This is a genomic window from Citrobacter sp. FDAARGOS_156 (assembly GCF_001559235.2).
GTDB classification, from domain to species: domain Bacteria; phylum Pseudomonadota; class Gammaproteobacteria; order Enterobacterales; family Enterobacteriaceae; genus Citrobacter; species Citrobacter youngae.
In genome coordinates this window covers 3,137,972-3,159,784 of the sequence record NZ_CP014030.2, presented here as the reverse complement: position 1 = coordinate 3,159,784, position 21,813 = coordinate 3,137,972, and the positions used below count along the sequence as shown (strand labels likewise).

At 53.0% G+C, this 21,813-nt stretch carries 24 protein-coding genes; 16 read left to right on the top strand and 8 right to left on the bottom strand.

Going from position 1 to position 21,813, the window contains the following annotated elements; translation table 11 throughout:
- Positions 1-336 precede the first annotated feature (336 nt).
- From dinI to mdtH, 4 genes are all read right to left on the bottom strand, one after another.
- Positions 337-582, bottom strand: a complete 246-nt coding sequence (gene dinI, locus AL515_RS15570) for a DNA damage-inducible protein I (protein WP_061068129.1) — start codon at positions 580-582, stop codon at positions 337-339.
- 74 nt (positions 583-656) lie between these two features.
- Positions 657-1,703, bottom strand: a complete 1,047-nt coding sequence (gene pyrC, locus AL515_RS15565) for a dihydroorotase (RefSeq protein WP_061068128.1) — start codon at positions 1,701-1,703, stop codon at positions 657-659.
- Between the two features lie 105 nt (positions 1,704-1,808).
- Positions 1,809-2,369, bottom strand: coding sequence for a lipoprotein (locus AL515_RS15560; RefSeq protein WP_061068127.1), 561 nt, complete (start codon positions 2,367-2,369; stop codon positions 1,809-1,811).
- Between the two features lie 116 nt (positions 2,370-2,485).
- The gene (gene mdtH, locus AL515_RS15555) at positions 2,486-3,694 is read right to left on the bottom strand and encodes a multidrug efflux MFS transporter MdtH (RefSeq protein ID WP_061068126.1); all 1,209 of its coding nucleotides are present in this window, start codon (positions 3,692-3,694) and stop codon (positions 2,486-2,488) included.
- Between the two features lie 260 nt (positions 3,695-3,954).
- On the opposite strand from mdtH, the gene rimJ reads away from it, so the two are divergent.
- The 4 genes from rimJ (at position 3,955) to murJ (ending at position 7,906) form a co-directional block, all read left to right on the top strand.
- Positions 3,955-4,539 carry a ribosomal protein S5-alanine N-acetyltransferase gene (gene rimJ, locus AL515_RS15550; RefSeq protein ID WP_005129064.1) on the top strand — a complete coding sequence of 195 codons (585 nt, stop codon included), beginning with the start codon at positions 3,955-3,957 and terminating at the stop codon, positions 4,537-4,539.
- Between the two features lie 35 nt (positions 4,540-4,574).
- Positions 4,575-5,222 (top strand): YceH family protein, encoded by a 648-nt coding sequence (locus AL515_RS15545; protein WP_048211222.1) that lies wholly within the window; start codon positions 4,575-4,577, stop codon positions 5,220-5,222.
- A 1-nt stretch (position 5,223) separates the two neighbouring features.
- On the top strand, positions 5,224-6,147 hold the full coding sequence (locus AL515_RS15540) for a Gfo/Idh/MocA family protein (RefSeq protein ID WP_061068125.1): 924 nt from the start codon (positions 5,224-5,226) through the stop codon (positions 6,145-6,147).
- A 223-nt stretch (positions 6,148-6,370) separates the two neighbouring features.
- The gene (murJ, locus tag AL515_RS15535) at positions 6,371-7,906 is read left to right on the top strand and encodes a murein biosynthesis integral membrane protein MurJ (protein WP_048211224.1); all 1,536 of its coding nucleotides are present in this window, start codon (positions 6,371-6,373) and stop codon (positions 7,904-7,906) included.
- Positions 7,907-7,994: 88 nt separating this feature from the next.
- Here murJ and flgN read toward each other — a convergent pair whose 3' ends face one another.
- From flgN to flgA, 3 genes are all read right to left on the bottom strand, one after another.
- Positions 7,995-8,417 (bottom strand): flagella biosynthesis chaperone FlgN, encoded by a 423-nt coding sequence (gene flgN, locus AL515_RS15530; protein ID WP_048211225.1) that lies wholly within the window; start codon positions 8,415-8,417, stop codon positions 7,995-7,997.
- 3 nt (positions 8,418-8,420) lie between these two features.
- Entirely contained in the window at positions 8,421-8,714 is a 294-nt protein-coding gene (flgM, locus tag AL515_RS15525) for a flagellar biosynthesis anti-sigma factor FlgM (RefSeq protein ID WP_005129057.1), read from the bottom strand.
- Between the two features lie 93 nt (positions 8,715-8,807).
- Positions 8,808-9,467, bottom strand: coding sequence for a flagellar basal body P-ring formation chaperone FlgA (gene flgA / locus AL515_RS15520; RefSeq protein ID WP_061068834.1), 660 nt, complete (start codon positions 9,465-9,467; stop codon positions 8,808-8,810).
- Positions 9,468-9,624: 157 nt separating this feature from the next.
- On the opposite strand from flgA, the gene flgB reads away from it, so the two are divergent.
- From flgB to flgL, 11 genes are all read left to right on the top strand, one after another.
- Positions 9,625-10,041: a flagellar basal body rod protein FlgB gene (gene flgB, locus AL515_RS15515; protein WP_003036189.1), complete on the top strand. Its 417-nt coding sequence runs from the start codon at positions 9,625-9,627 to the stop codon at positions 10,039-10,041.
- Between the two features lie 3 nt (positions 10,042-10,044).
- Positions 10,045-10,449: a flagellar basal body rod protein FlgC gene (gene flgC, locus AL515_RS15510; protein WP_045441655.1), complete on the top strand. Its 405-nt coding sequence runs from the start codon at positions 10,045-10,047 to the stop codon at positions 10,447-10,449.
- Positions 10,450-10,460: 11 nt separating this feature from the next.
- Entirely contained in the window at positions 10,461-11,159 is a 699-nt protein-coding gene (gene flgD / locus AL515_RS15505) for a flagellar hook assembly protein FlgD (protein WP_040230672.1), read from the top strand.
- Positions 11,160-11,185: 26 nt separating this feature from the next.
- Complete coding sequence (gene flgE / locus AL515_RS15500; protein WP_048211226.1) at positions 11,186-12,397, top strand: flagellar hook protein FlgE; 1,212 nt, start codon at positions 11,186-11,188, stop codon at positions 12,395-12,397.
- Positions 12,398-12,417: 20 nt separating this feature from the next.
- Positions 12,418-13,173 carry a flagellar basal body rod protein FlgF gene (locus AL515_RS15495; RefSeq protein ID WP_048211227.1) on the top strand — a complete coding sequence of 252 codons (756 nt, stop codon included), beginning with the start codon at positions 12,418-12,420 and terminating at the stop codon, positions 13,171-13,173.
- A 13-nt stretch (positions 13,174-13,186) separates the two neighbouring features.
- Positions 13,187-13,969 carry a flagellar basal-body rod protein FlgG gene (gene flgG, locus AL515_RS15490; protein ID WP_005129045.1) on the top strand — a complete coding sequence of 261 codons (783 nt, stop codon included), beginning with the start codon at positions 13,187-13,189 and terminating at the stop codon, positions 13,967-13,969.
- A gap of 57 nt (positions 13,970-14,026) precedes the next feature.
- Entirely contained in the window at positions 14,027-14,725 is a 699-nt protein-coding gene (flgH, locus tag AL515_RS15485) for a flagellar basal body L-ring protein FlgH (RefSeq protein ID WP_003836756.1), read from the top strand.
- 33 nt (positions 14,726-14,758) lie between these two features.
- Complete coding sequence (locus AL515_RS15480; protein WP_086523801.1) at positions 14,759-15,835, top strand: flagellar basal body P-ring protein FlgI; 1,077 nt, start codon at positions 14,759-14,761, stop codon at positions 15,833-15,835.
- Positions 15,835-16,785: a flagellar assembly peptidoglycan hydrolase FlgJ gene (gene flgJ / locus AL515_RS15475; protein WP_061068124.1), complete on the top strand. Its 951-nt coding sequence runs from the start codon at positions 15,835-15,837 to the stop codon at positions 16,783-16,785. Before AL515_RS15480 ends, flgJ begins: the two co-directional genes overlap by 1 nt.
- A 64-nt stretch (positions 16,786-16,849) precedes the next feature.
- The gene (gene flgK, locus AL515_RS15470; protein ID WP_048211230.1) at positions 16,850-18,508 is read left to right on the top strand and encodes a flagellar hook-associated protein FlgK; all 1,659 of its coding nucleotides are present in this window, start codon (positions 16,850-16,852) and stop codon (positions 18,506-18,508) included.
- 14 nt (positions 18,509-18,522) lie between these two features.
- Positions 18,523-19,476, top strand: coding sequence for a flagellar hook-associated protein FlgL (flgL, locus tag AL515_RS15465; protein ID WP_048211231.1), 954 nt, complete (start codon positions 18,523-18,525; stop codon positions 19,474-19,476).
- A 78-nt stretch (positions 19,477-19,554) separates the two neighbouring features.
- Here flgL and AL515_RS15460 read toward each other — a convergent pair whose 3' ends face one another.
- Complete coding sequence (locus tag AL515_RS15460; RefSeq protein WP_048212563.1) at positions 19,555-20,754, bottom strand: MFS transporter; 1,200 nt, start codon at positions 20,752-20,754, stop codon at positions 19,555-19,557.
- A gap of 111 nt (positions 20,755-20,865) precedes the next feature.
- Between AL515_RS15460 and AL515_RS15455 the strand changes: the two genes are divergently transcribed.
- Positions 20,866-21,801: a LysR family transcriptional regulator gene (locus AL515_RS15455; RefSeq protein WP_048211232.1), complete on the top strand. Its 936-nt coding sequence runs from the start codon at positions 20,866-20,868 to the stop codon at positions 21,799-21,801.
- Positions 21,802-21,813 lie beyond the last annotated feature (12 nt).

Genomic DNA, 21,813 nt, shown 5'->3' with positions numbered 1-21,813 from the left:
GCCCCCTAATTCGTGTTACTAGACAACGGTTTTCGAGGTTCAATGCGTTTTTTTCTGAAGCAACTTCAGTATATCAATAAATAAGGGTATTCATTGAAAATTTAAAGAGGGCGGCGCATAAATTTTTTGTTTTCAGTGTTATATGATTAATAAAACAACATGTCATTCATTTTTTTTTAGCATGTTGTGCAATTATTTTGGTGTTTTGATTAAAAGATAATCAATGTGTTTAATATAAATTATCTGCTAGCGTGGTGAATGCAAGATTGATTTAAAGGATGCACGCATAAAAAAGCCGGGGCGACCCGGCAAACAAACATCACTGCATATCATTTTTTATTCGTTGATGAACCAGTCATCCGCGCTTTCCCAGGTTTCCTGTAGGATTTCGCTGATGCGTTCTTTGTCCTCTTTTGTTGCGCCAATAACCGACAAGTTGTTGGTACCGGCATAACGAACGGTAACGTTACCTTCGTTATCCGGAAAATGATGATGAATACGGCGGGAGAGTTCATCTGCCAGCGCGTCGATAGCACCGGCTGGTAAAGGTGAAGTTTTGGCAATAGTGACTTCAATATGCATAATAGCCCCCTGTTGTTTATACTGGTTATTTATACAGTTAACTGCGCCAGTTGACAACAGGAGGCTACACTTTTTTAGCGTTTTACTGACCAGCGTACCGTTTCACCGCCAAGGAAAGGCACCAACGTATCGTTTTCCAACGCAATGTTCTCCGGGACCAGGTGCTCCACGCGTTCCAGCTCAATAAAGGTCTCATTCACCGGCAAACCATAGAACTGTGGGCCATTGAGTGAGCAGAAGGCTTCGAAATGGTCCAGGGCGTTCATCTCTTCGAACACAGTGGCATAGCTGCCCAGCGCGGTTGGCGCATTAAAGCAGCCCGCACAGCCGCAACTGGACTCTTTACGATGACGCGCATGCGGTGCGGAGTCGGTACCCAGGAATGCACGACTGAATCCGCTGGCAACCAGTTCACGCAGCGCCTGCTGGTGAACGTTACGTTTGAGTATTGGCAGGCAGTACAGATGCGGACGAATTCCACCGACCAGCATATGGTTGCGGTTAAACATTAAATGCTGCGGTGTGATGGTTGCTGCAAGAAGCTCGTTACCATCGCGCACGTATTCGGCGGCATCTTTGGTCGTGATATGTTCAAACACCACTTTTAGCGCGGTTAAACGCTGACGTAAGGGATCCATCACCGTTTCGATGAAACGTGCTTCGCGATCGAAAATGTCGATATCAGCGTGCGTCACTTCACCGTGCACCAACAGTGGCATCCCCAATTTTTCCATGCGCTCCAGTACCGGCATAATGGCATCGACCGAGGTTACACCCTGTGTCGAGTTGGTTGTTGCATTAGCGGGATAAAGTTTCGCGGCGGTGAAGACGCCTTCATTGAATCCACGCTCAAGTTCATTAGGATCCAGCGTGTCCGTTAAGTAGCAGGTCATTAACGGAGTAAAGCTATGTCCGGCGGGTACAGCGTCCAGAATGCGCTGACGGTACGCAATGGCCGCATCAACTGTCGTGACCGGCGGAGCGAGGTTTGGCATAACGATCGCGCGACCATAAGTTTCACTGGTATAAGGCACGACAGTTTTCAACATGTCGCCATCGCGAAGGTGAAGGTGCCAGTCGTCTGGGCGGCGGATCTTTAAAACCTGGGATGGTGCAGTCATTAATATGCTCCGGCTGAGGATAGTCTTTTTTGCCGGAAACAAAGGATAAGCGGAAACGTTTTCGTTTGCACGAAAAAAAAGGGCGCATTAGCGCCCTGTTGTTTATTAATCGGTGAACGGGATAATGATTTCACCCGGTTTAACCTCAATCCCTTTCGCCAGTTTTTTCGCCAATGCTTCGCCTTTGCTGCTGTCTTCACGCAGAATGTAGGCCGGTTGCTGGTTAAAGTAATTCCGCAGCGACTGATTTAAGTAGGGCATCAGAGTTTGCAGTACAGATTGCATTTTCTCTGGTGTGACGGTCGCATCGACCACTTCCATTTCTTGCAGATAAATCGCGCCTTTTTCTTTATTGAAGACTGGCAATGCTTTTAACTTCAACTTCATGGTCGCTTTCTGGCTACCAAAAAGGGAATTCATATCCAGATTGGCGTCGCCTGTCAGAGTCACTTTATTCGGTTCTTCGCGACCAATCTGGCTGGCGAGATTGGTCAGTACGATGTGGGCTTCAGCAACGCCAGGCAGACCAATATCTTTCGAGAAGTCGTTATGCTTAGCCAGTGCCTGATTAATCTCTTGCTCGCTAACCGTGTATTGTGTGAGTTGATTACAACCAACCAACAGGCCGCTGACAATCAGTGCAGCAGCAAAAAAAATCTTTTTCATGGGGTTCCTCAACATGATACTTGTGGCGTAATCGTGACACAAAGCAGCATCCAGCACCAGCGGCCCGGGCACCAGCAGAAAAAACTGAAATTGAGTCCGGGACGTCTGGTCAGCTATCAGGCATCAGGTTCCAGCATGCCGCGTGACGGGCGTTTATGGCTAAACTGCCAACCCAGCGCGAGGAAGGTGATAAAGCCGATAATGCCGAGCATCATCCACGGGAGTTCTGGCTGTGACAGTGCTTTACCCATGTCAAACAGCCAGCCGCCACCGATATAACCGATGGCACCGCCGATGGCTAATCCGAGGCGGCTAAAGCCCATGTAACTGCCCCGTGCGCGCGCATTTGCCAACGACGCGCTCAACGTCTCGCGCGCCGGTTCGGCGATGATAGAACCGATATAGAAGGTGCAAATCAGGGTGAACAACTGCTGCAAATTCCCGACGAGGCCAATGGGCATCATGCTCAGAGACATAACCAGCAGACCCGCCATCAGACGATGTTCAAGGCGAAAGCGTTTTTCACTCCAGCGTGCAATCGGGTACAGCAGCGTTAAAGAGAGACATGCCTCGATGGCATACATCCATTTCACGGCGGCCGGTGAGCCAGCGATGTCGTTCACCATGATGGGCAGCATCAGCATCACCTGTACCGCCAGCATGTAATAGCCCGCCAGCGTCAGCACATAGGTGACAAAGCGCTTGTCATGCATCACGTGGCTCATCCCTTCGCGCACCGGAATTTTCACCGTCGACAGTTTCCATGCCGGGAGCAGCCAGGCGTTAAACGCCGCGCACAGAACGAACAAAATTGCGCCGGTGGCACATACCAGACGGAAATCGTACTGTAACAGCCAACTGCCGAGCAATGCGCCGACCACGGCACCGGCACTGTCCTGCATCATCAGAATAGAAAAAAAACGCCCGCGCTTTTCCGGGCGGATCAGTTTGACCACCAGCGCCGAGCGGGGCGGGTCGAATAACGTACCACCTAAACCGGAGAGGAAACAGGAGAACCACAATAGCCAGGGTTCGTGTGCAATCCCCATCGTGGCGAACCCGGCGGCACGCATCAGCATACCGGTCACAATCATCGGTTTGGCACCAAAGCGGTCAGCAATTGCGCCGCCAAAAATCCCCAGACCTTGCTGGATAAATTGGCGCAATCCAAGTGCGATACCGACCATCACGGCGGCCCAGCCCATTTGGTCGACGAAACGGATAGAGATCAGTGGGAAAACGACAAAGAAACCCAGCACGACCAGCATATTATCGATGAGCAGGAAATATTTACCCAGGTTCCTTGCCTGCGAGACTTGCGACATTTCCCCTCCAGGGAAAAAACTCGTCACTCGGTGGAGAGTTTAAAAGATAAGCACCTTCTATTCTGCGGTGTCGTTTGTGCTTTTCCCACCCTTGGCGGGACAATATTTTTTTATCAAAAGTCAGTCTTGATAGAGAGTTTTCATCAAAATGTGTGAATAATTCAAAAAATGGCATTTTGCTCTTTTCACACGGTGTATTTGCACAGGTATAGTAATGCGAATTGCGTATTGAAGACGTTACGGGAAGGAGTAGGTATAGAATGTTTGGCTATCGCAGTAACGTGCCAAAAGTGCGCTTAACCACGGACCGCCTGGTCGTGCGTTTGGTGCATGAGCGTGATGCCTGGCGTCTGGCAGATTATTACGCAGAGAATCGTCATTTCTTAAAGCCCTGGGAACCTATCCGCGATGAAAGCCACTGCTACCCCTCTGGCTGGCAGGCGCGTCTGAGCATGATCTCTGAATTCCATAAACAAGGCACAGCCTGGTATTTCGCGTTGCTCGATCCTGACGAAAAAGAAATTATCGGCGTTGCGAACTTCTCGAACGTGGTGCGCGGATCTTTCCACGCCTGTTATCTTGGTTATTCCATTGCGCAGAAGTGGCAAGGGCAGGGGCTGATGTACGAAGCCCTGACCGCCGCTATTCGTTATGTGCAGCGGACGCAACATATTCACCGCATTATGGCGAACTACATGCCACACAATAAGCGTAGCGGCGATTTGCTGGCGCGACTCGGCTTTGAGAAAGAAGGGTATGCAAAAGACTATCTGCTGATTGATGGACAGTGGCGCGATCATGTGCTGACGGCGTTGACTACATCAGAATGGACCCCCGGTCGCTAAGTTTCAGGCGCACGGCCTGAATAATGGAGAAGACGATGAAATACGAATTAACCGCCACCGAAGCCCGTGTGATTGGCTGCTTATTAGAAAAGCAGGTTACTACACCGGAACAATATCCCCTTTCCGTGAATGGTGTGGTGACCGCGTGTAATCAAAAAACCAACCGTGAACCGGTGATGAATCTATCGGAAGCCGACGTGCAGGATCAGCTTGATAACCTGGTAAAAAGGCATTTTCTGCGTACGGTGAGCGGCTTTGGTAATCGCGTGACCAAATACGAACAACGGTTCTGTAATTCAGAGTTTGGCAATCTTAAGCTTAGCGCGGGTGAAGTGGCATTGATCACCACGCTGTTACTCCGTGGCGCTCAAACACCGGGTGAATTACGTAGCCGCGCATCCCGAATGTATGAGTTCAGCGATATGGCGGAAGTGGAGTCGACGCTGGAGAAACTGGCTACCCGGGAAGATGGCCCTTATGTGGTCCGCCTGGCGCGTGAACCTGGGAAACGAGAAAGTCGTTATATGCACCTGTTTTGTGGCGAGGTTGATGAGTCACTCGCTGCGGCAGATGAACCGCAGGCGGCGTCTGGAGATTTGCAGGCGCGTGTTGAAGCGCTGGAAACCGAAGTGGCAGAGTTGAAACAGCGGCTCGATTCGTTATTGGCACACCTGGGAGACTAACGTGGGAAAATTGCGTATTGGCGTGGTCGGGTTAGGGGGCATCGCGCAAAAGGCATGGTTGCCAGTGTTGGGCGCATCTGCGGACTGGACGCTGCAGGGCGCATGGTCTCCCTCGCGGGAAAAAGCGCAGCGTATTTGTGAGACCTGGCGAATGCCATACGTTGATTCCGTACAGAATTTAGCGGCAACCTGTGATGCCGTTTTCGTTCATTCCAGTACCGCCACTCACTACGCCGTAGTGAGTGAATTGCTGAATGCCGGCGTTCATGTTTGCGTGGACAAGCCGCTGGCAGAAAATCTGCGCGAAGCTGAACAACTGGTGGAGCTGGCGGCGCGGAAAAAACTGACGCTAATGGTTGGATTTAATCGTCGCTTTGCGCCGCTGTATCAGGATCTAAAGGTGCAGTTGGGCAATGCGGCGTCAGTCCGTATGGACAAGCACCGTACGAACAGCGTCGGGCCGCACGATCTGCGTTTTACGCTGCTGGATGATTATCTGCACGTGATAGACACCGCGCTGTGGCTGGCAGGAGGAAAGGTTCAACTTAATGGCGGCACGCTGTTAACAAATGACATCGGTGAAATGCTTTATGCTGAACATCATTTTTCTGCCGATCAGCTACAGATAACCACCAGTATGCACCGCCGTGCTGGTAGCCAACGCGAGAGCGTGCAGGCGGTGACGGACGGTGGCCTGATTGACGTTACGGATATGCGTGAATGGCGCGAGGAACGTGGGCAAGGCGTAGTGCACAAGCCGGTAGCAGGCTGGCAAACCACCCTGGAACAGCGTGGTTTTGCCGGATGCGCACGCCATTTTATTGAGTGCGTGCAAAATCAGACGGTTCCGCAGACGGCAGGCGAACAGGCGCTACTGGCCCAGCGCGTTGTCGAAATGCTGTGGCGGGAGGCGATGGCGGAATAACCCCCTGTAACATCTGGCGGTAGTAATTCAATGTAATCCAGGTACTATATGCCAACTCAAAAATAACACCTCTTTTCAACCCTTGGCTGGTTTGTTGGCTTGATAAGACGCAAAGGCGTTGCCAGCAGGCACTGCGAAATTATCGGATACCGGCGCTTATGTCTTATCCGGTAAATGGGCTGATTATGCGGGGTTCTGCCTCAGAGTCTGGAATACAACATAGATGAATTTATTAAAATCGCTGGCAGCCGTCAGCTCGATGACGATGTTCTCACGTGTGCTGGGTTTTGCGCGTGATGCGATTGTCGCCAGAATCTTTGGCGCAGGGATGGCGACAGATGCCTTTTTTGTGGCATTCAAACTTCCTAACCTGCTGCGCCGCATTTTTGCTGAGGGAGCGTTCTCTCAGGCGTTTGTACCGATTCTTGCCGAATACAAAAGTAAGCAGGGCGAAGACGCCACCCGCGTGTTTGTCGCTTACGTTTCCGGGCTGTTGACGCTGGCGCTGGCCGTCGTCACGGTGGCCGGGATGCTTGCTGCGCCGTGGGTGATAATGGTCACCGCGCCAGGGTTTGCCGATACTGCAGATAAGTTCACACTGACCACCCAACTGCTGCGAATTACCTTTCCTTATATTCTGCTGATCTCATTGGCTTCGCTGGTGGGGGCAATCCTGAACACCTGGAACCGCTTTTCCATTCCGGCGTTTGCGCCCACGTTTCTGAATATCAGTATGATCGGCTTCGCGCTGTTTGCCGCGCCTTATTTCCATCCGCCGGTGCTGGCGCTGGCGTGGGCTGTCACCGTGGGCGGTGTGCTGCAATTGGTTTATCAGCTTCCACATTTGAAGAAAATTGGCATGCTGGTGCTGCCGCGCGTGAACTTCCACGATGCCGGGGCGATGCGCGTCGTGAAGCAAATGGGCCCGGCGATCCTTGGGGTCTCTGTCAGCCAGATTTCTCTCATCATCAATACGATTTTCGCCTCGTTTCTGGCTTCCGGCTCGGTTTCATGGATGTACTATGCCGACCGCCTGATGGAGTTTCCGTCTGGCGTACTCGGCGTAGCATTGGGGACTATCCTGCTGCCATCACTGTCCAAAAGCTTTTCCAGCGGTAATCATGACGAGTATTGCCGTTTGATGGACTGGGGCCTGCGTTTGTGTTTTCTGCTGGCATTACCGAGCGCCGTAGCGTTGGGTATTCTGGCTAAACCGCTGACGGTTTCTCTGTTCCAGTACGGTAAATTTACCGCCTTTGATGCTGCCATGACCCAGCGTGCGCTGGTGGCGTACTCGGTTGGTTTGATTGGCTTGATCGTAGTGAAAGTGTTGGCTCCAGGTTTCTATTCGCGCCAGGATATTAAAACGCCGGTAAAGATTGCCATTGTAACGCTGATTATGACCCAGGTAATGAACCTGGCGTTTATCGGGCCGCTGAAGCATGCCGGGCTGTCGCTGTCGATTGGTCTGGCAGCGTGTCTGAACGCGTCATTGCTGTACTGGCAGTTGCGTAAGCAGAAAATCTTTACTCCCCAACCGGGTTGGGCCTGGTTCCTGATGCGACTGGTGATTTCTGTGCTGGTGATGTCGGCCGCGCTGGTAGGGATGCTTTACATGATGCCGGACTGGTCTCAAGGTACGATGTTATGGCGTTTGTTGCGTCTGATGGCCGTCGTGGTGGCAGGTATTGCCGCTTACTTTGCTGCGCTCGCCGTGCTGGGCTTTAAAGTGAAAGAGTTTGTACGCCGGACGGCGTAATGAACATCCGATGCCGGATGGCGGCGCAACGCCGCATCCGGCCAACAGAATAGCGTTGCCTGATAAGCACAAGGCCATCAGGCAATCATCAAATAGAGAATTTCTTCCCGCCGCGATGTGCCGCAGAGGTCTGGCCGTTCGCGCCATACAGCGTCGGCTCCTGGTGCGGTTTCAGCACTTGAATTGCCTGTTGATTGCGTTCGATTTGCCCTTCGAGCAGCCAACCATTGTGCTGGTTGAGATCGCGCAAATGCTGTGTCTTCCTGGTGATAGTCTGCCAGCGCTCGGCAATCTCATCATTGGCGCTGCGCGTGGCATCATTTTCCAGGCGGCGCTGCTGTTCCAGATAATCGAGGGTGGCCAGCAAAGAACTTTTTTCTTCTGTAATTCGCTGTAGCTGGCTACCGTTGATCTGCCCTGCAGAAAGCTGATGCTGCTCAGCATCCATCACCGTTTTCAGGTCATTGAGGACGGTCGTCATCTGATCAAGTATTTCTGACAAACGAGTCATACTTTATTTACTCTGTAGGTAGCTCTGTGCCTCGCGGATCAGCGAGTCGGCAATTTTTCCGGTATCCATTTTCAGCTCGCCGTTACGGATCGCGGTTTTCAGCGCTTCGACACGTTCCATGTTGATGTCATTGGTGCCGGGCTGCATCAGTTTGGCCTGAGCGTCACTCAGCATTACGCTGGTGCTGTTTGTCGTCGCTGTTTTTTCCTTCCGCGCTTTTTGTACCGGCGAGTCGCTGGTTTCGCGTGGCTGGACAGTGCTTACTGGCTTCAATGGTGAGGTACGATCAATACTCATTTTTTCTATCCTCATCGAGGGGTTACGCTATAGCGACCCGCTTTAATCATTGGTTGATTATCTATCGGCACTCGCTAAAAAATCTTTAACCTATTATAGGTTAATAAGAATATTCCCATCAGAATCGACGATTCCACTCACCACCTGACCCGAAATCATCCGCACTCGTGCGTTTTGCGCGACGGCTGCATTGTTGAGCGCTTTACCTTCGGCATTGACCCGAAAGCCGTCTCCGTTGGCGATAACCATCACGCGCTGACCCGCTTTTATCCGCCATGCCTGGCGCAACATTGTGAGCTGGATTGGCTGACCCGGAACCAGGTCGCGCAGGCTCACGGCATCCTGAACCTGATTAATGTCCAGTACGGCGCGTGGCGGCAGTTGATCCAGACGACCTCGTTTTAGCGTTACGCTGGCCGCGTTCAGGGCGCTTCCTCGGGCAACAGGGGCCGCTGCGACAACATAGTTGCCGGTGGCTTGCACAGTGACCTGCAGATAGCGTTTTTCATTGGCGCAGCGGGCCAGTACGTTCACGTTACCCCACAGTTTTGCACTGCCGGACACGCTCAGCGCAGGCTGGTCACAGCTGGGCTGCAAGTTTGGCGGCGTACGGACAGTGACGACCACCTCATCGCTAAACCCGGCCAGGCGCTGGGAAAACCACGCGGTTAACTGCGAATTCAGGTCTTGTGCCAGCGTCATAGGGCTGAACAGCAGTGCTGCCACAACTATTCCACGTTTAAACGTTTGCATCAAAACCTCGCGCTTTTTCAGGTAGTGGCAGGATTCTACCTGTGTGACGCAGTCATCAACGCAACAAATAGCGACGCATTTTGCGTTTATTCCGGCGATAACGCGCGCGTGATGGGATTTAAGCTGTCGGCTGAATCTTGTCATTTGCGGAGGAGATATGCTCGATAAGCTCGACGCCGCCTTACGTTTTCAACAGGAAGCGCTGAATTTGCGCGCCCAACGCCAGGAAATATTAGCGGCCAACATTGCCAATGCCGACACGCCAGGGTATCAGGCGCGCGACCTGGATTTCGCCAGTGAATTAAAAAAAGTCATGGTGCGCGGGCGGGAAGAAACCGGCGGTGTTTCGTTGACGCTGACCTCTGCACAACACATTCCTGCCCAGACTGTCTCGGCGCCATCTACGGAGTTGCTCTATCGCATTCCTGACCAGCCGTCTCTGGATGGCAACACGGTGGATATGGACCGGGAGCGTACGCAGTTTGCGGATAACAGCCTGAAGTACCAGATGGGGCTTACCGCGTTAGGTGGGCAAATCAAGGGCATGATGAACGTGCTGCAAGGAGGGAACTAACCCGTGGCGTTGCTCAATATTTTTGATATCGCAGGTTCTGCGCTGACGGCTCAGTCTCAGCGTCTGAACGTGGCTGCCAGCAACATGGCGAACGCCGATAGCGTGACCGGACCTGATGGTCAGCCGTATCGCGCAAAACAGGTTGTTTTTCAGGTCGATGCAGCGCCAGGCGCAGCAACCGGTGGCGTAAAAGTCGCTGACGTCATTGAAAGTCAGGCGCCGGACAAGCTGGTTTATGAGCCGGGCAATCCGCTGGCGGATGCGAATGGCTACGTAAAAATGCCGAATGTCGACGTGGTCGGCGAGATGGTTAACACCATGTCTGCTTCACGCAGCTATCAGGCAAACGTTGAAGTGCTCAATACCGTAAAAAGCTTGATGCTTAAAACGCTGACGCTGGGCCAGTAAAGGAGGCGCACATGTCCGTTGCTGTAAAAATGAATGACCCGAGTACGTCGGGTGTTAATGCTGCCACTGGCAAAAGTTCGCTGACAGGGAGCAACGCGGCTGATCTGCAAAGCAGCTTTCTGACGCTTCTGGTCGCGCAGTTAAAAAACCAGGACCCGACCAACCCGCTGCAAAACAATGAGTTGACTACCCAGTTAGCGCAAATTAGTACCGTAAGCGGCATTGAAAAATTGAATACCACGCTGGGATCGATCTCCGGACAGATCGATAGCAGCCAGTCGTTACAGGCCAGTACGCTGATTGGTCATGGCGTCATGATCCCGGGGACCACCATTCTGACCGGTAAAGGTGCGGAAGAAGGGGCAACGACGACCACGACACCGTTTGGCGTTGAGCTGCAGCAACCGGCAGATAAGGTTACCGCAACCATTACCGATAAAGACGGCAAGGTGGTACGCACCATTGATATTGGCGGGTTGAAAGCGGGCGTTCACACCTTTACCTGGGATGGCACCATGACGGACGGCACGGATGCGCCGAGCGGTTCGTATAACGTTTCGATTGCGGCCAGCAACGCCGGAACGCAACTTGTGGCGCAGCCTCTACAGTTTGCGCTGGTGCAGGGTGTTATCCGCAGTAACGGCGGTAATACGCTGGACCTGGGCACCTATGGAACCACCACCCTCGACGAAGTACGGCAGATAATTTAAGCCTTCACACTTATCAGGAGTAAGTCATGGCCTTTTCACAAGCGGTCAGCGGTCTGAACGCTGCAGCGACCAACCTCGATGTCATTGGTAACAACATCGCCAACTCCGCCACTTACGGTTTTAAATCCGGTACGGCATCCTTTGCCGATATGTTCGCCGGTTCTAAAGTGGGTCTGGGCGTTAAAGTTGCGGGTATTACCCAGGACTTTACCGATGGTACCACCACCAACACTGGACGTGGGCTGGATGTGGCTATCAGCCAGAACGGTTTTTTCCGTATGGTTGACAGCAATGGTTCTGTTTTCTTCAGCCGTAACGGTCAGTTCAAGCTCGATGAAAACCGTAATATCGTTAACATGCAGGGACTGAAACTGACAGGCTATCCGGCGACCGGTACGCCGCCGACAGTTCAGCAGGGTGCGAACCCGGGGCCGATCACGATCCCCAATACATTGATGGCGGCACAGGCAACCAGCAAGGCCTCAATGCAGATCAACCTGAACTCGTCGGATAAAATCCCGACAACGACAAAGTTCGATCCGAAAGATGCTGACAGCTATAACAAAAAAGGCCCTGTCACCGTTTATGACAGCCTGGGCAATGCCCACGAAGTTAACGCCTATTTTGTAAAACAGCCTGATAACAAATGGGCTGTCTATACCATTGATAGCAGCGATCCTAAGGCTGCTGTACCAACCGCACCGACGTCCACGCTGGAATTTGATACCAATGGGGCGCTAATCGGCGGCGGTACATTCAATATCACCACAGCTGCGCTCAATGGCGCACCGGCCGTCACCTTCGCAATGAGTTTCCAGAACTCCATGCAGCAGAACACCGGTGCAAACAACATTGTTGCCACTAACCAGGACGGCTACAAACCAGGCGATCTGGTGAGCTACCAGATTAACAATGACGGTACCGTAGTCGGTAACTACTCCAACGAACAGAAACAGGTTCTGGGACAGATCGTGCTGGCAAACTTTGCCAACAACGAAGGTCTGGCGTCTCAGGGCGATAACGTCTGGGCAGCAACTCAGGCTTCCGGTGTGGCGCTGCTGGGTACCGCGGGTACGGGTAACTTCGGCAAGCTGACCAACGGTGCGTTGGAAGCTTCTAACGTGGATTTGAGTAAAGAACTGGTGAATATGATCGTCGCTCAGCGTAACTATCAGTCGAATGCGCAGACCATCAAAACCCAGGATCAGATCCTTAACACGCTGGTCAACCTGCGCTAAGCGCCTGACGGGATGGCTTAATGGATCACGCAATATATACCGCCATGGGCGCGGCCAGTCAGACGCTGAATCAACAGGCGGTGACGGCCAGCAACCTGGCAAATGCCTCCACACCGGGTTTTCGTGCTCAGCTCAACGCGCTGCGTGCGGTTCCCGTAGAAGGGCTTTCGCTGCCAACGCGTACGCTGGTGGTCGCCTCCACGCCTGGGGCCGATATGACGCCAGGCCAGATGGATTATACCTCCCGTCCGCTGGATGTGGCTTTGCAGCAGGATGGCTGGTTGGCTGTGCAGACCGCCGATGGTAGCGAAGGATACACCCGCAATGGCGCAATTCAGGTGAGTCCAACCGGTGAACTGACCATTCAGGGACATCCGGTGATCGGCGAAGCTGGGCCTATAGCGGTACCGGAAGGGTCGGAAGTGACTATCGCCGCTGACGGAACGATTTCGGCGCTCAACCCCGGCGATCCTGCGAATACGGTGGCGCCAGTAGGACGTCTGAAGCTGGTTAAAGCGACGGGAAGTGAAGTGCAACGTGGTGATGACGGTATGTTCCGTCTGAGTGCGGCAGCGCAGGCTACCCGGGGACCGACACTGCAAGCCGACCCCAGCATCCGCGTGATGTCGGGCGTACTGGAAGGCAGTAACGTCAAACCGGTTGCCGCGATGAGCGATATGATCGCCAGCGCTCGCCGCTTCGAAATGCAGATGAAGATTATCAGTAGCGTGGATGATAACGCAGGCCGTGCCAACCAACTGCTGTCGATGAGTTAATACAGGACATTTTATGATCAATTCATTATGGATCGCCAAAACCGGCCTGGACGCGCAGCAAACCAACATGGATGTGATTGCCAACAACCTGGCAAACGTCAGTACTAATGGTTTTAAACGCCAGCGTGCGGTGTTTGAAGATCTGCTGTACCAGACGATTCGCCAGCCTGGCGCTCAGTCTTCTGAACAGACAACGCTGCCGTCTGGTTTGCAGATTGGTACCGGTGTGCGTCCGGTTGCGACTGAACGTTTACACAGTCAGGGCAACCTGTCGCAGACCAACAACAGTAAAGATGTGGCGATTAAAGGCCAGGGGTTTTTCCAGGTCATGCTACCAGATGGCACGTCAGCTTATACTCGTGATGGCTCTTTCCAGGTGGATCAGAACGGTCAGTTGGTAACGGCGGGGGGGTTTCAGGTGCAGCCTGCAATCACTATTCCGGCTAACTCGCTGAGCATCACCATTGGACGCGACGGTATTGTCAGTGTGACTCAGCAGGGCCAGGCTGCGCCTGTTCAGGTGGGACAGCTCAACCTGACGACCTTCATGAATGATACCGGTCTGGAAAGTATTGGTGAGAATCTGTACACCGAAACGCAATCATCCGGCGCACCGAACGAAAGCACGCCGGGGCTGAACGGTGCGGGCCTGTTGTACCAGGGTTATGTGGAAACCTCTAACGTCAACGTGGCGGAAGAACTGGTCAACATGATCCAGGTTCAACGTGCTTATGAAATCAACAGTAAAGCGGTATCGACCACCGATCAGATGCTGCAGAAACTGACGCAACTCTAAAGTGACGTCCGGTGGGGTGAAAGCCTCACCGGCGCACTGATTTTGAAGATGAAGGCAATGCGAAAATACGCGCTTCACCCATACCCGATTTTGGCCCTGCTGGTGGTTTCACTGACAGGATGCGCCTGGATCCCGGCCACTCCGCTCGTGCAGGGCGCGACGACTGCCCAGCCAGTTCCAGGCCCGACGCCGGTGGCGAATGGATCAATATTTCAGTCTGCGCAGCCGATTAATTATGGCTACCAGCCGTTATTTGAAGACCGCCGTCCGCGCAATATTGGCGATACGTTGACTATCGTATTGCAGGAAAACGTCAGTGCGAGCAAAAGCTCCTCGGCGAATGCCAGTCGTGATGGCAAAACTAACTTTGGGTTTGACACAGTACCACGTTACCTGCAGGGATTATTTGGCAACGAGCGCGCCGACGTAGAGGCTTCTGGCGGTAACTCGTTTAACGGCAAAGGCGGCGCGAACGCCAGGAACACCTTCAGTGGTACGTTGACTGTGACGGTTGACCAGGTACTGGTGAATGGCAATTTACATGTCGTGGGTGAAAAACAGATCGCCATTAACCAGGGCACTGAATTCATTCGCTTCTCTGGGGTTGTTAACCCGCGCACCATTAGCGGCAGCAACTCTGTACCGTCAACGCAGGTTGCGGATGCGCGTATTGAATATGTCGGTAACGGCTATATCAATGAAGCGCAGAATATGGGCTGGTTGCAGCGTTTCTTCCTTAATTTATCGCCGATGTAAGCGAGGTATCCAGTGTTTAAAACTCTTGTTGGAATGGTACTGGTACTGGCTACCACCTTTGCGCATGCCGATCGCATTCGTGATCTGACCAGCGTGCAGGGCGTGCGGGAAAACTCGCTGATAGGCTACGGGCTGGTGGTCGGGCTGGACGGTACGGGTGACCAGACCACCCAGACACCGTTTACGACACAAACGCTGAATAACATGCTGTCGCAGTTGGGGATCACCGTGCCTACCGGCACCAATATGCAGCTGAAAAACGTGGCAGCGGTAATGGTCACCGCGCAGTTCCCGGCCTTTGGTCGTCAGGGGCAAACCATTGACGTAGTGGTCTCTTCAATGGGTAACGCCAAAAGCCTGCGCGGCGGAACGCTGCTGATGACGCCGCTGAAAGGGGTCGATAGCCAGGTGTATGCGTTGGCGCAGGGGAATATTCTGGTCGGTGGTGCAGGCGCCGCAGCGGGTGGTAGCAGCGTGCAGGTGAACCAGCTCAATGGCGGACGTATTACCAACGGCGCGACCATCGAACGCGAATTACCCAGCCAGTTCGGCGGCGGTAACACCATTAATTTGCAGCTGAATAATGAAGATTTCACCATGGCGCAGCAAATTACCGACACTATTAACCGCTCGCGCGGCTTTGGCAGCGCAACAGCGCTGGATGCACGTACGATCCAGGTACGCGTCCCGAATGGCAATAGCTCGCAGGTACGTTTCCTCGCGGATATCCAGAATATGGAAGTGAACGTCACGCCGCAGGACGCGAAGGTGATTATTAACTCCCGTACGGGATCGGTGGTCATGAACCGCGAGGTGACGCTGGATAGTTGCGCTGTTGCACAAGGCAATCTGTCGATTACGGTTAACCGCCAGGCGAATGTCAGCCAACCGGATACACCGTTTGGTGGTGGACAAACCGTGGTGACGCCACAAACGCAGATCGATCTGCGCCAGAGCGGTGGTTCGTTGCAGAGCGTTCGTTCCAGCGCCAACCTGAACAACGTCGTACGTGCATTGAATGCGCTGGGAGCAACACCGATGGACCTGATGTCTATCCTGCAATCCATGCAAAGTGCGGGTTGTCTGCGCGCCAAACTGGAAATCATCTGATGATTGGTGATAGCAAACTGCTGACCAGCGCCGCCTGGGATGCACAATCACTGAACGAACTGAAAGCGAAAGCGGGTCAGGACCCGGCGGCAAATATCCGCCCGGTCGCCCGCCAGGTTGAAGGGATGTTCGTGCAAATGATGCTGAAAAGTATGCGCGAGGCGTTGCCAAAAGACGGTGTGTTTAGCAGCGACTCCACGCGTTTATACACCAGCATGTATGACCAACAGATCGCCCAGCAGATGACGGCAGGAAAAGGTCTGGGGCTGGCTGAAATGATGGTCAAGCAGATGACCGAAGGGCAGGCGCAACCTGCGGATGATGCGCCGCAGGTGCCGATGAAGTTCTCGCTGGAAACGGTGACCAGCTATCAAAATCAGGCGCTGACGCAACTGGTGCGTAAAGCCATTCCCCGGGCGACGGAAAGCAATGATGAGCCGCTGTCGGGTGACAGTAAAGACTTTCTGGCTCAACTTTCGCTGCCGGCAAAACTGGCCAGTCAGCAGAGTGGGGTTCCTCATCATCTGATTCTGGCGCAGGCGGCGCTGGAGTCCGGGTGGGGGCAACGACAAATTCGACGGGAGAACGGCGAGCCGAGCTTTAACATTTTTGGTGTGAAAGCCTCGGGAAGCTGGAAAGGGCCGACCACTGAAATCACCACCACCGAATACGAAAACGGTGAGGCGAAAAAAGTGAAAGCGAAATTCCGTGTTTATAGCTCCTATCTTGAAGCACTGTCGGATTATGTCGGTCTGATATCCCGCAATCCGCGTTACGCAGCGGTGACCGGTGCCGCGACCGCAGAGCAGGGTGCCCAGGCATTGCAGAATGCGGGTTACGCCACTGACCCTAACTATGCGCGCAAATTAACCAGCATGATCCAGCAGCTAAAATCGATGAGCGAAAAGGTGAGTAAAACCTACAGCACGAATCTCGATAATCTCTTTTAAATAGCTCAAGTCTGCTGACCTGCTGCCGATAATACCGAGTATTGAAGGATTACAAGGAACCTCCATGTCCAGCTTGATTAATAACGCGATGAGTGGACTCAGCGCAGCGCAGGCCGCGTTGAACACTGCCAGTAATAACATCTCCAGCTATAACGTTGCCGGCTATACCCGACAAACGACAATTATGGCGCAAGCGAACAGCACGCTGGGTGCGGGGGGCTGGGTCGGCAATGGTGTCTATGTTTCTGGCGTACAGCGTGAGTATGACTCATTTATCACTAATCAGTTACGTGCGGCGCAGAACCAGAGCAGCGGTCTGACGACACGTTACGAGCAAATGTCAAAAATCGACAACCTGCTCGCCAGCAAAACCAGTTCGATCTCAACGTCGATGCAGGGCTTTTTTACCAGCCTGCAGACGTTGGTGAGTAACGCAGAAGATCCGGCGGCGCGTCAGGCACTTATCGGTAAAGCTGATGGCTTAGTCAATCAGTTCAGAACGACGGACCAATATCTGCGCGATCAGGATAAGCAGGTCAATATTGCGATTAAGGCCAGCGTCGATCAAATCAACAACTATTCGAAGCAAATTGCCAGCCTTAACGACCAAATCTCCCGTTTGACCGGCGTTGGTGCGGGTGCATCACCTAACGATCTGCTCGATCAGCGCGATCAACTGGTGAGTGATCTGAACAAGATTGTCGGTGTGGAAGTCAGCATTCAGGACGGCGGCACCTACAACGTGACCATGGCGAATGGCTATTCGCTGGTGCAAGGCAGCAATGCTCGCCAACTGGCTGCTGTACCTTCCAGCGATGATCCCTCTCGCACGACCGTCGCTTATGTTGACGGCGTGGCCGGAGAAGTTGCCATCCCGGAAAAACTGATCACGACCGGTTCGCTGGGCGGGCTGTTGACGTTCCGTTCGCAGGAACTCGACCAGACGCGTAATACCCTTGGTCAGTTGGCCCTCGCCTTTGCTGATGCGTTTAACACGCAGCACAAAGAAGGTTTTGATGCCAACGGCGACCCGGGCAAAAACTTTTTCGATATTGGTGGCCCGGCAGTCCTTAGCAATACGAAGAATAAAGGGACCGGTGCGCTTGATGTTAAAATGACGGATAGCTCGTCGGTGCAGGCAACCGACTATAAAATTACGTTTGATGGTACTGACTGGCAGGTAACCCGTCTGGCTGACAATACCAGCTTTAAGCCGACGGTTACTGGCGGAAAAATGTCCTTTGATGGGCTGGAAATCACCGTCAAAAATGGTGCGCTGGCAAATGACAGCTTTACGGTGAAACCCGTGGGTGACGCCATTATTAATATGAAAGTGGCGGTGACCGATGAGTCGAAAATCGCCATGGCTGAAGTGTCCAAAAATGACACTGATCCCAATGTTGATAAAGGTAAAAGCGATAACCGTAACGGCCAGAAACTGCTGGATCTGCAAACCAAGGCAACCATCGGAAATAAAACCTTTAACGATGCTTACGCTACGCTGGTGAGCGATGTCGGGAACAAAACGGCGACCTTAAAAACCAGCAGCACCACGCAAAACAACGTGGTCACGCAGCTTTCAAATCAGCAACAGTCTATTTCCGGGGTTAACCTCGACGAAGAGTACGGGAATTTGCAGCGTTATCAGCAGTATTACCTGGCCAACGCTCAGGTACTGCAAACGGCGAATTCGCTCTTTGATGCACTGCTGAATATTCGCTAAGGGAGAGGAACTCAATGCGTATCAGTACTCAGATGATGTACCAGCAGAATATGCGCGGCATCACCAACTCTCAGGCTGAATGGTTGAAATTTGGCGAGCAGATGTCAACGGGGAAACGCGTGAACAACCCGTCTGACGATCCGATTGCCGCATCACAGGCCGTGGTGCTTTCACAGGCTCAGGCACAGAACAGCCAATATACGCTGGCGCGTACTTTCGCGACGCAAAAAGTGTCACTGGAAGAGAACGTGTTAAGCCGGGCGACGACCGCTATTACCGCGGCACAGGAAAAAATTGTCAATGCTGGCAATGGGACATTGAGTGATGATAACCGGGCATCGTTGGCAACTGATTTGCAAGGGATCCGCGATCAGTTAATGAATCTGGCGAACAGTACCGACGGTAATGGTCGTTATATCTTTGGCGGATACAAAACGGAAGCCCCACCATTTGCCCAGACTGATGGTGCCTATAGTGGTGGAACGCAAAATATTACCCAACAGGTCGATGCCGCTCGGTCAATGGTGATTGGTCATACCGGGGATAAGATTTTTGACTCGGTGACCAGCAACGCGGTTCCGGAGCCAGATGGAAGCAAGTCAGAAACGAACTTATTCGCCATGCTGGATTCCGCTATTGCGGCCCTGAATACGCCGATTGAAGGCGATGATGCGGCAAGAGATGCAGCCAAAGCAGCCATCGATAAATCCAACCGTGGTCTGAAGAACTCACTGAATAACGTGCTGTCTGTTCGTGCTGAACTCGGTACGCAACTCAGTGAACTTAGCGCTCTGGACTCGCTGGGGGCCGATCGCGCGTTGGGTCAAACGCAGCAGATGAGCAATCTGGTTGATGTTGACTGGAATGCGGCGATTTCTTCGTATGTTATGCAGCAGGCTGCGCTACAGGCATCGTATAAAACGTTTACCGATATGCAGGGAATGTCACTGTTCCAGCTCAACCGGTAACGATCCTTTTTGAAACATATCATGAAACTGGATATGTTTGTCTGCCCGCTCCACATACACCCCGGAGCGGGCATTTTTTTAGGCTGCAGTTGTCTGGCTAACAGGTAATTTACCGGTCAGTCTAATTACCAGCGCAACAACGCCACTGAAAGTGGCCAGTGTCACCACGCCTTCCCAGTTTGCCAGCGCATAGGCCTGACTTCCGAGTACAGAACCCAGCGCCATGCCGATAAACACCATGGTAAATAGCAACGCATTCAGACGACCTCTTGCCTGAGGCTCCAGGCTATAAACCAGGTTCTGGTGGGCGACCAGGCTGGATTGCAGTCCGAGATCAAAGCCTATCGCTGACAGGGCAATCAGCAGCCACTGCCCCTGTACTGGCAGGGCCGGAAGCAAGAACATCAGGGCAAATGAAAGCGTGACTAACAGCGCCCCCAACTGTGTTACCCGTCCGGCACCTACTTTATCTGCCAGATGACCCGCCATAGGGGCTGCCAGCGCCCCGGCTGCCCCTGCAATACCAAATGCTCCCGCCATCGCACTGCCCATGTGGTAATGCTCAGAGAGCATAACCGCCAGTGTTGACCAGAAGGCGCTAAAGGCAATAGACAGGAAGCCCTGTGCCAACGCCGCCCGGCGCAGTGCAGGATAACGCTGCCACAGTTGCGCCATGGAGAACATTAATGCCGGATAACTCAGCGTGGAATGGACCGTAAAGCGGGGCAGCATTTTCCACATCAGTACGGCAATCACGGCAATACTGACGGCGGCAAGTTGATACATTTCCCGCCAGCCATAGGCTTCACCTACCAGCCCGCTGATGGTCCGCGAGAGTAGGATCCCCAGCAGAAGACCGGTCATGACGGTACCTACTGTTTTTCCCTGCTTGCCCTCAGGCGCAAGGATGGCTGCGGCTGGCACGATATCCTGAGCCATGGTCGCTGCCATCCCCATCAGTAAGCTAACCAGCAGTAGCGAATGCAACTGACCGGTAAAGCTGCAGGCCAACAGCAGCGCGGCAAGAGAGACGCTTTTTAGCAGGATTAATGTCCGGCGGTCATAACGGTCGCCCAGCGGCAACAAAAACAAAATGCCCAGCGCGTATCCTGCCTGGGTGAGCGTTGGCACCAGCCCCATGCCGGTGACGCTTAAGGCCAGGTCCTGACCCATTAAAGGTAAAAGAGGCTGGGCATAATAGATTGCGGCAACGCTGAACCCAGCGCCCAGTGCCAGAACAAAAATAACCCAACGGGAAAGTGCGGTGTGTGTGTTCACAAATGATTCCTCAATCACGGGATGTGCGGCTATTTTTATCCTTCAACCGGTAGCACGGTAGCGAGCGCAGTGGTAAAACAGTTATACGTTACGCGTATGAATAACGACTAAATGATAAAAACTGAACGTATAGATAGGGTGGAATTGATGCGCACGTTTGTGCGCATCGTCGAGGCCGGTTCGCTTTCAGCGGCGGCAAAGCAAATGGGCACCACCCAGGCAACTGTCAGTCGGCGGTTACAATCCCTTGAGACGCTGTTGGGCGTTAAGCTGATTATGCGTACCACCCATGCAATGAAGCTGACTGATGATGGTGAGCGAGGGTATCAGCATGCCAAACACATTATTGATGCCTGGCTGGCGCTGGAGGACGGACTGAACATCACGGAGGATGAACCGGTGGGGACGTTGCGGGTTCGGGCGCCACATGCGTTCGGCCAACAACAACTCCTTGAGCCGCTTCTGCAGTTCCTTTCCCGCTATCCACAGTTATCTGTTGAGTGGATGCTGAATGATAAGACCGTTGATTTTCTCAGCGACAATATCGACTGCGCTATCCGGGTTGGGGCTGAGGTTGATCCTGCTACGGTCTCGGTTTTACTGGCTGAAGTCCCGCGAAGTATGGTGGCAAGCCCTGAGCTTCTCGCGCAATTTGGGATTTTGACTCACCCTGAACAGCTATCGGCGCTGCCCTGGATCGCGGTAAATACATTTTATCAGCACAGCGTGTCGTTACTTCACCACCGGCGTAACGAAGCTATCACGTTAAATATTTCTCCCAGATTAAGTACCGACAGTATTTATGTCGCCAGAAATGCTGCACTTGCGGGGCTGGGGGTTACGCTTGTCTCAAGCTGGATGGTTGAAGACGATATCGCCAGCGGAAGATTGATTACGCTATTACCTGACTGGCATGCGTCGTCATTGCCCGTGCATTTGGTTTATCCCTGGGCTCGTTATTATCCAACCCGCTTACGCAAATTTCTGGCGTTGATGAAAGATGTTATGCCACAGGTAGCAGGGATGAGGGGCGTTCACGACGTATAAAAAAAGCCGACC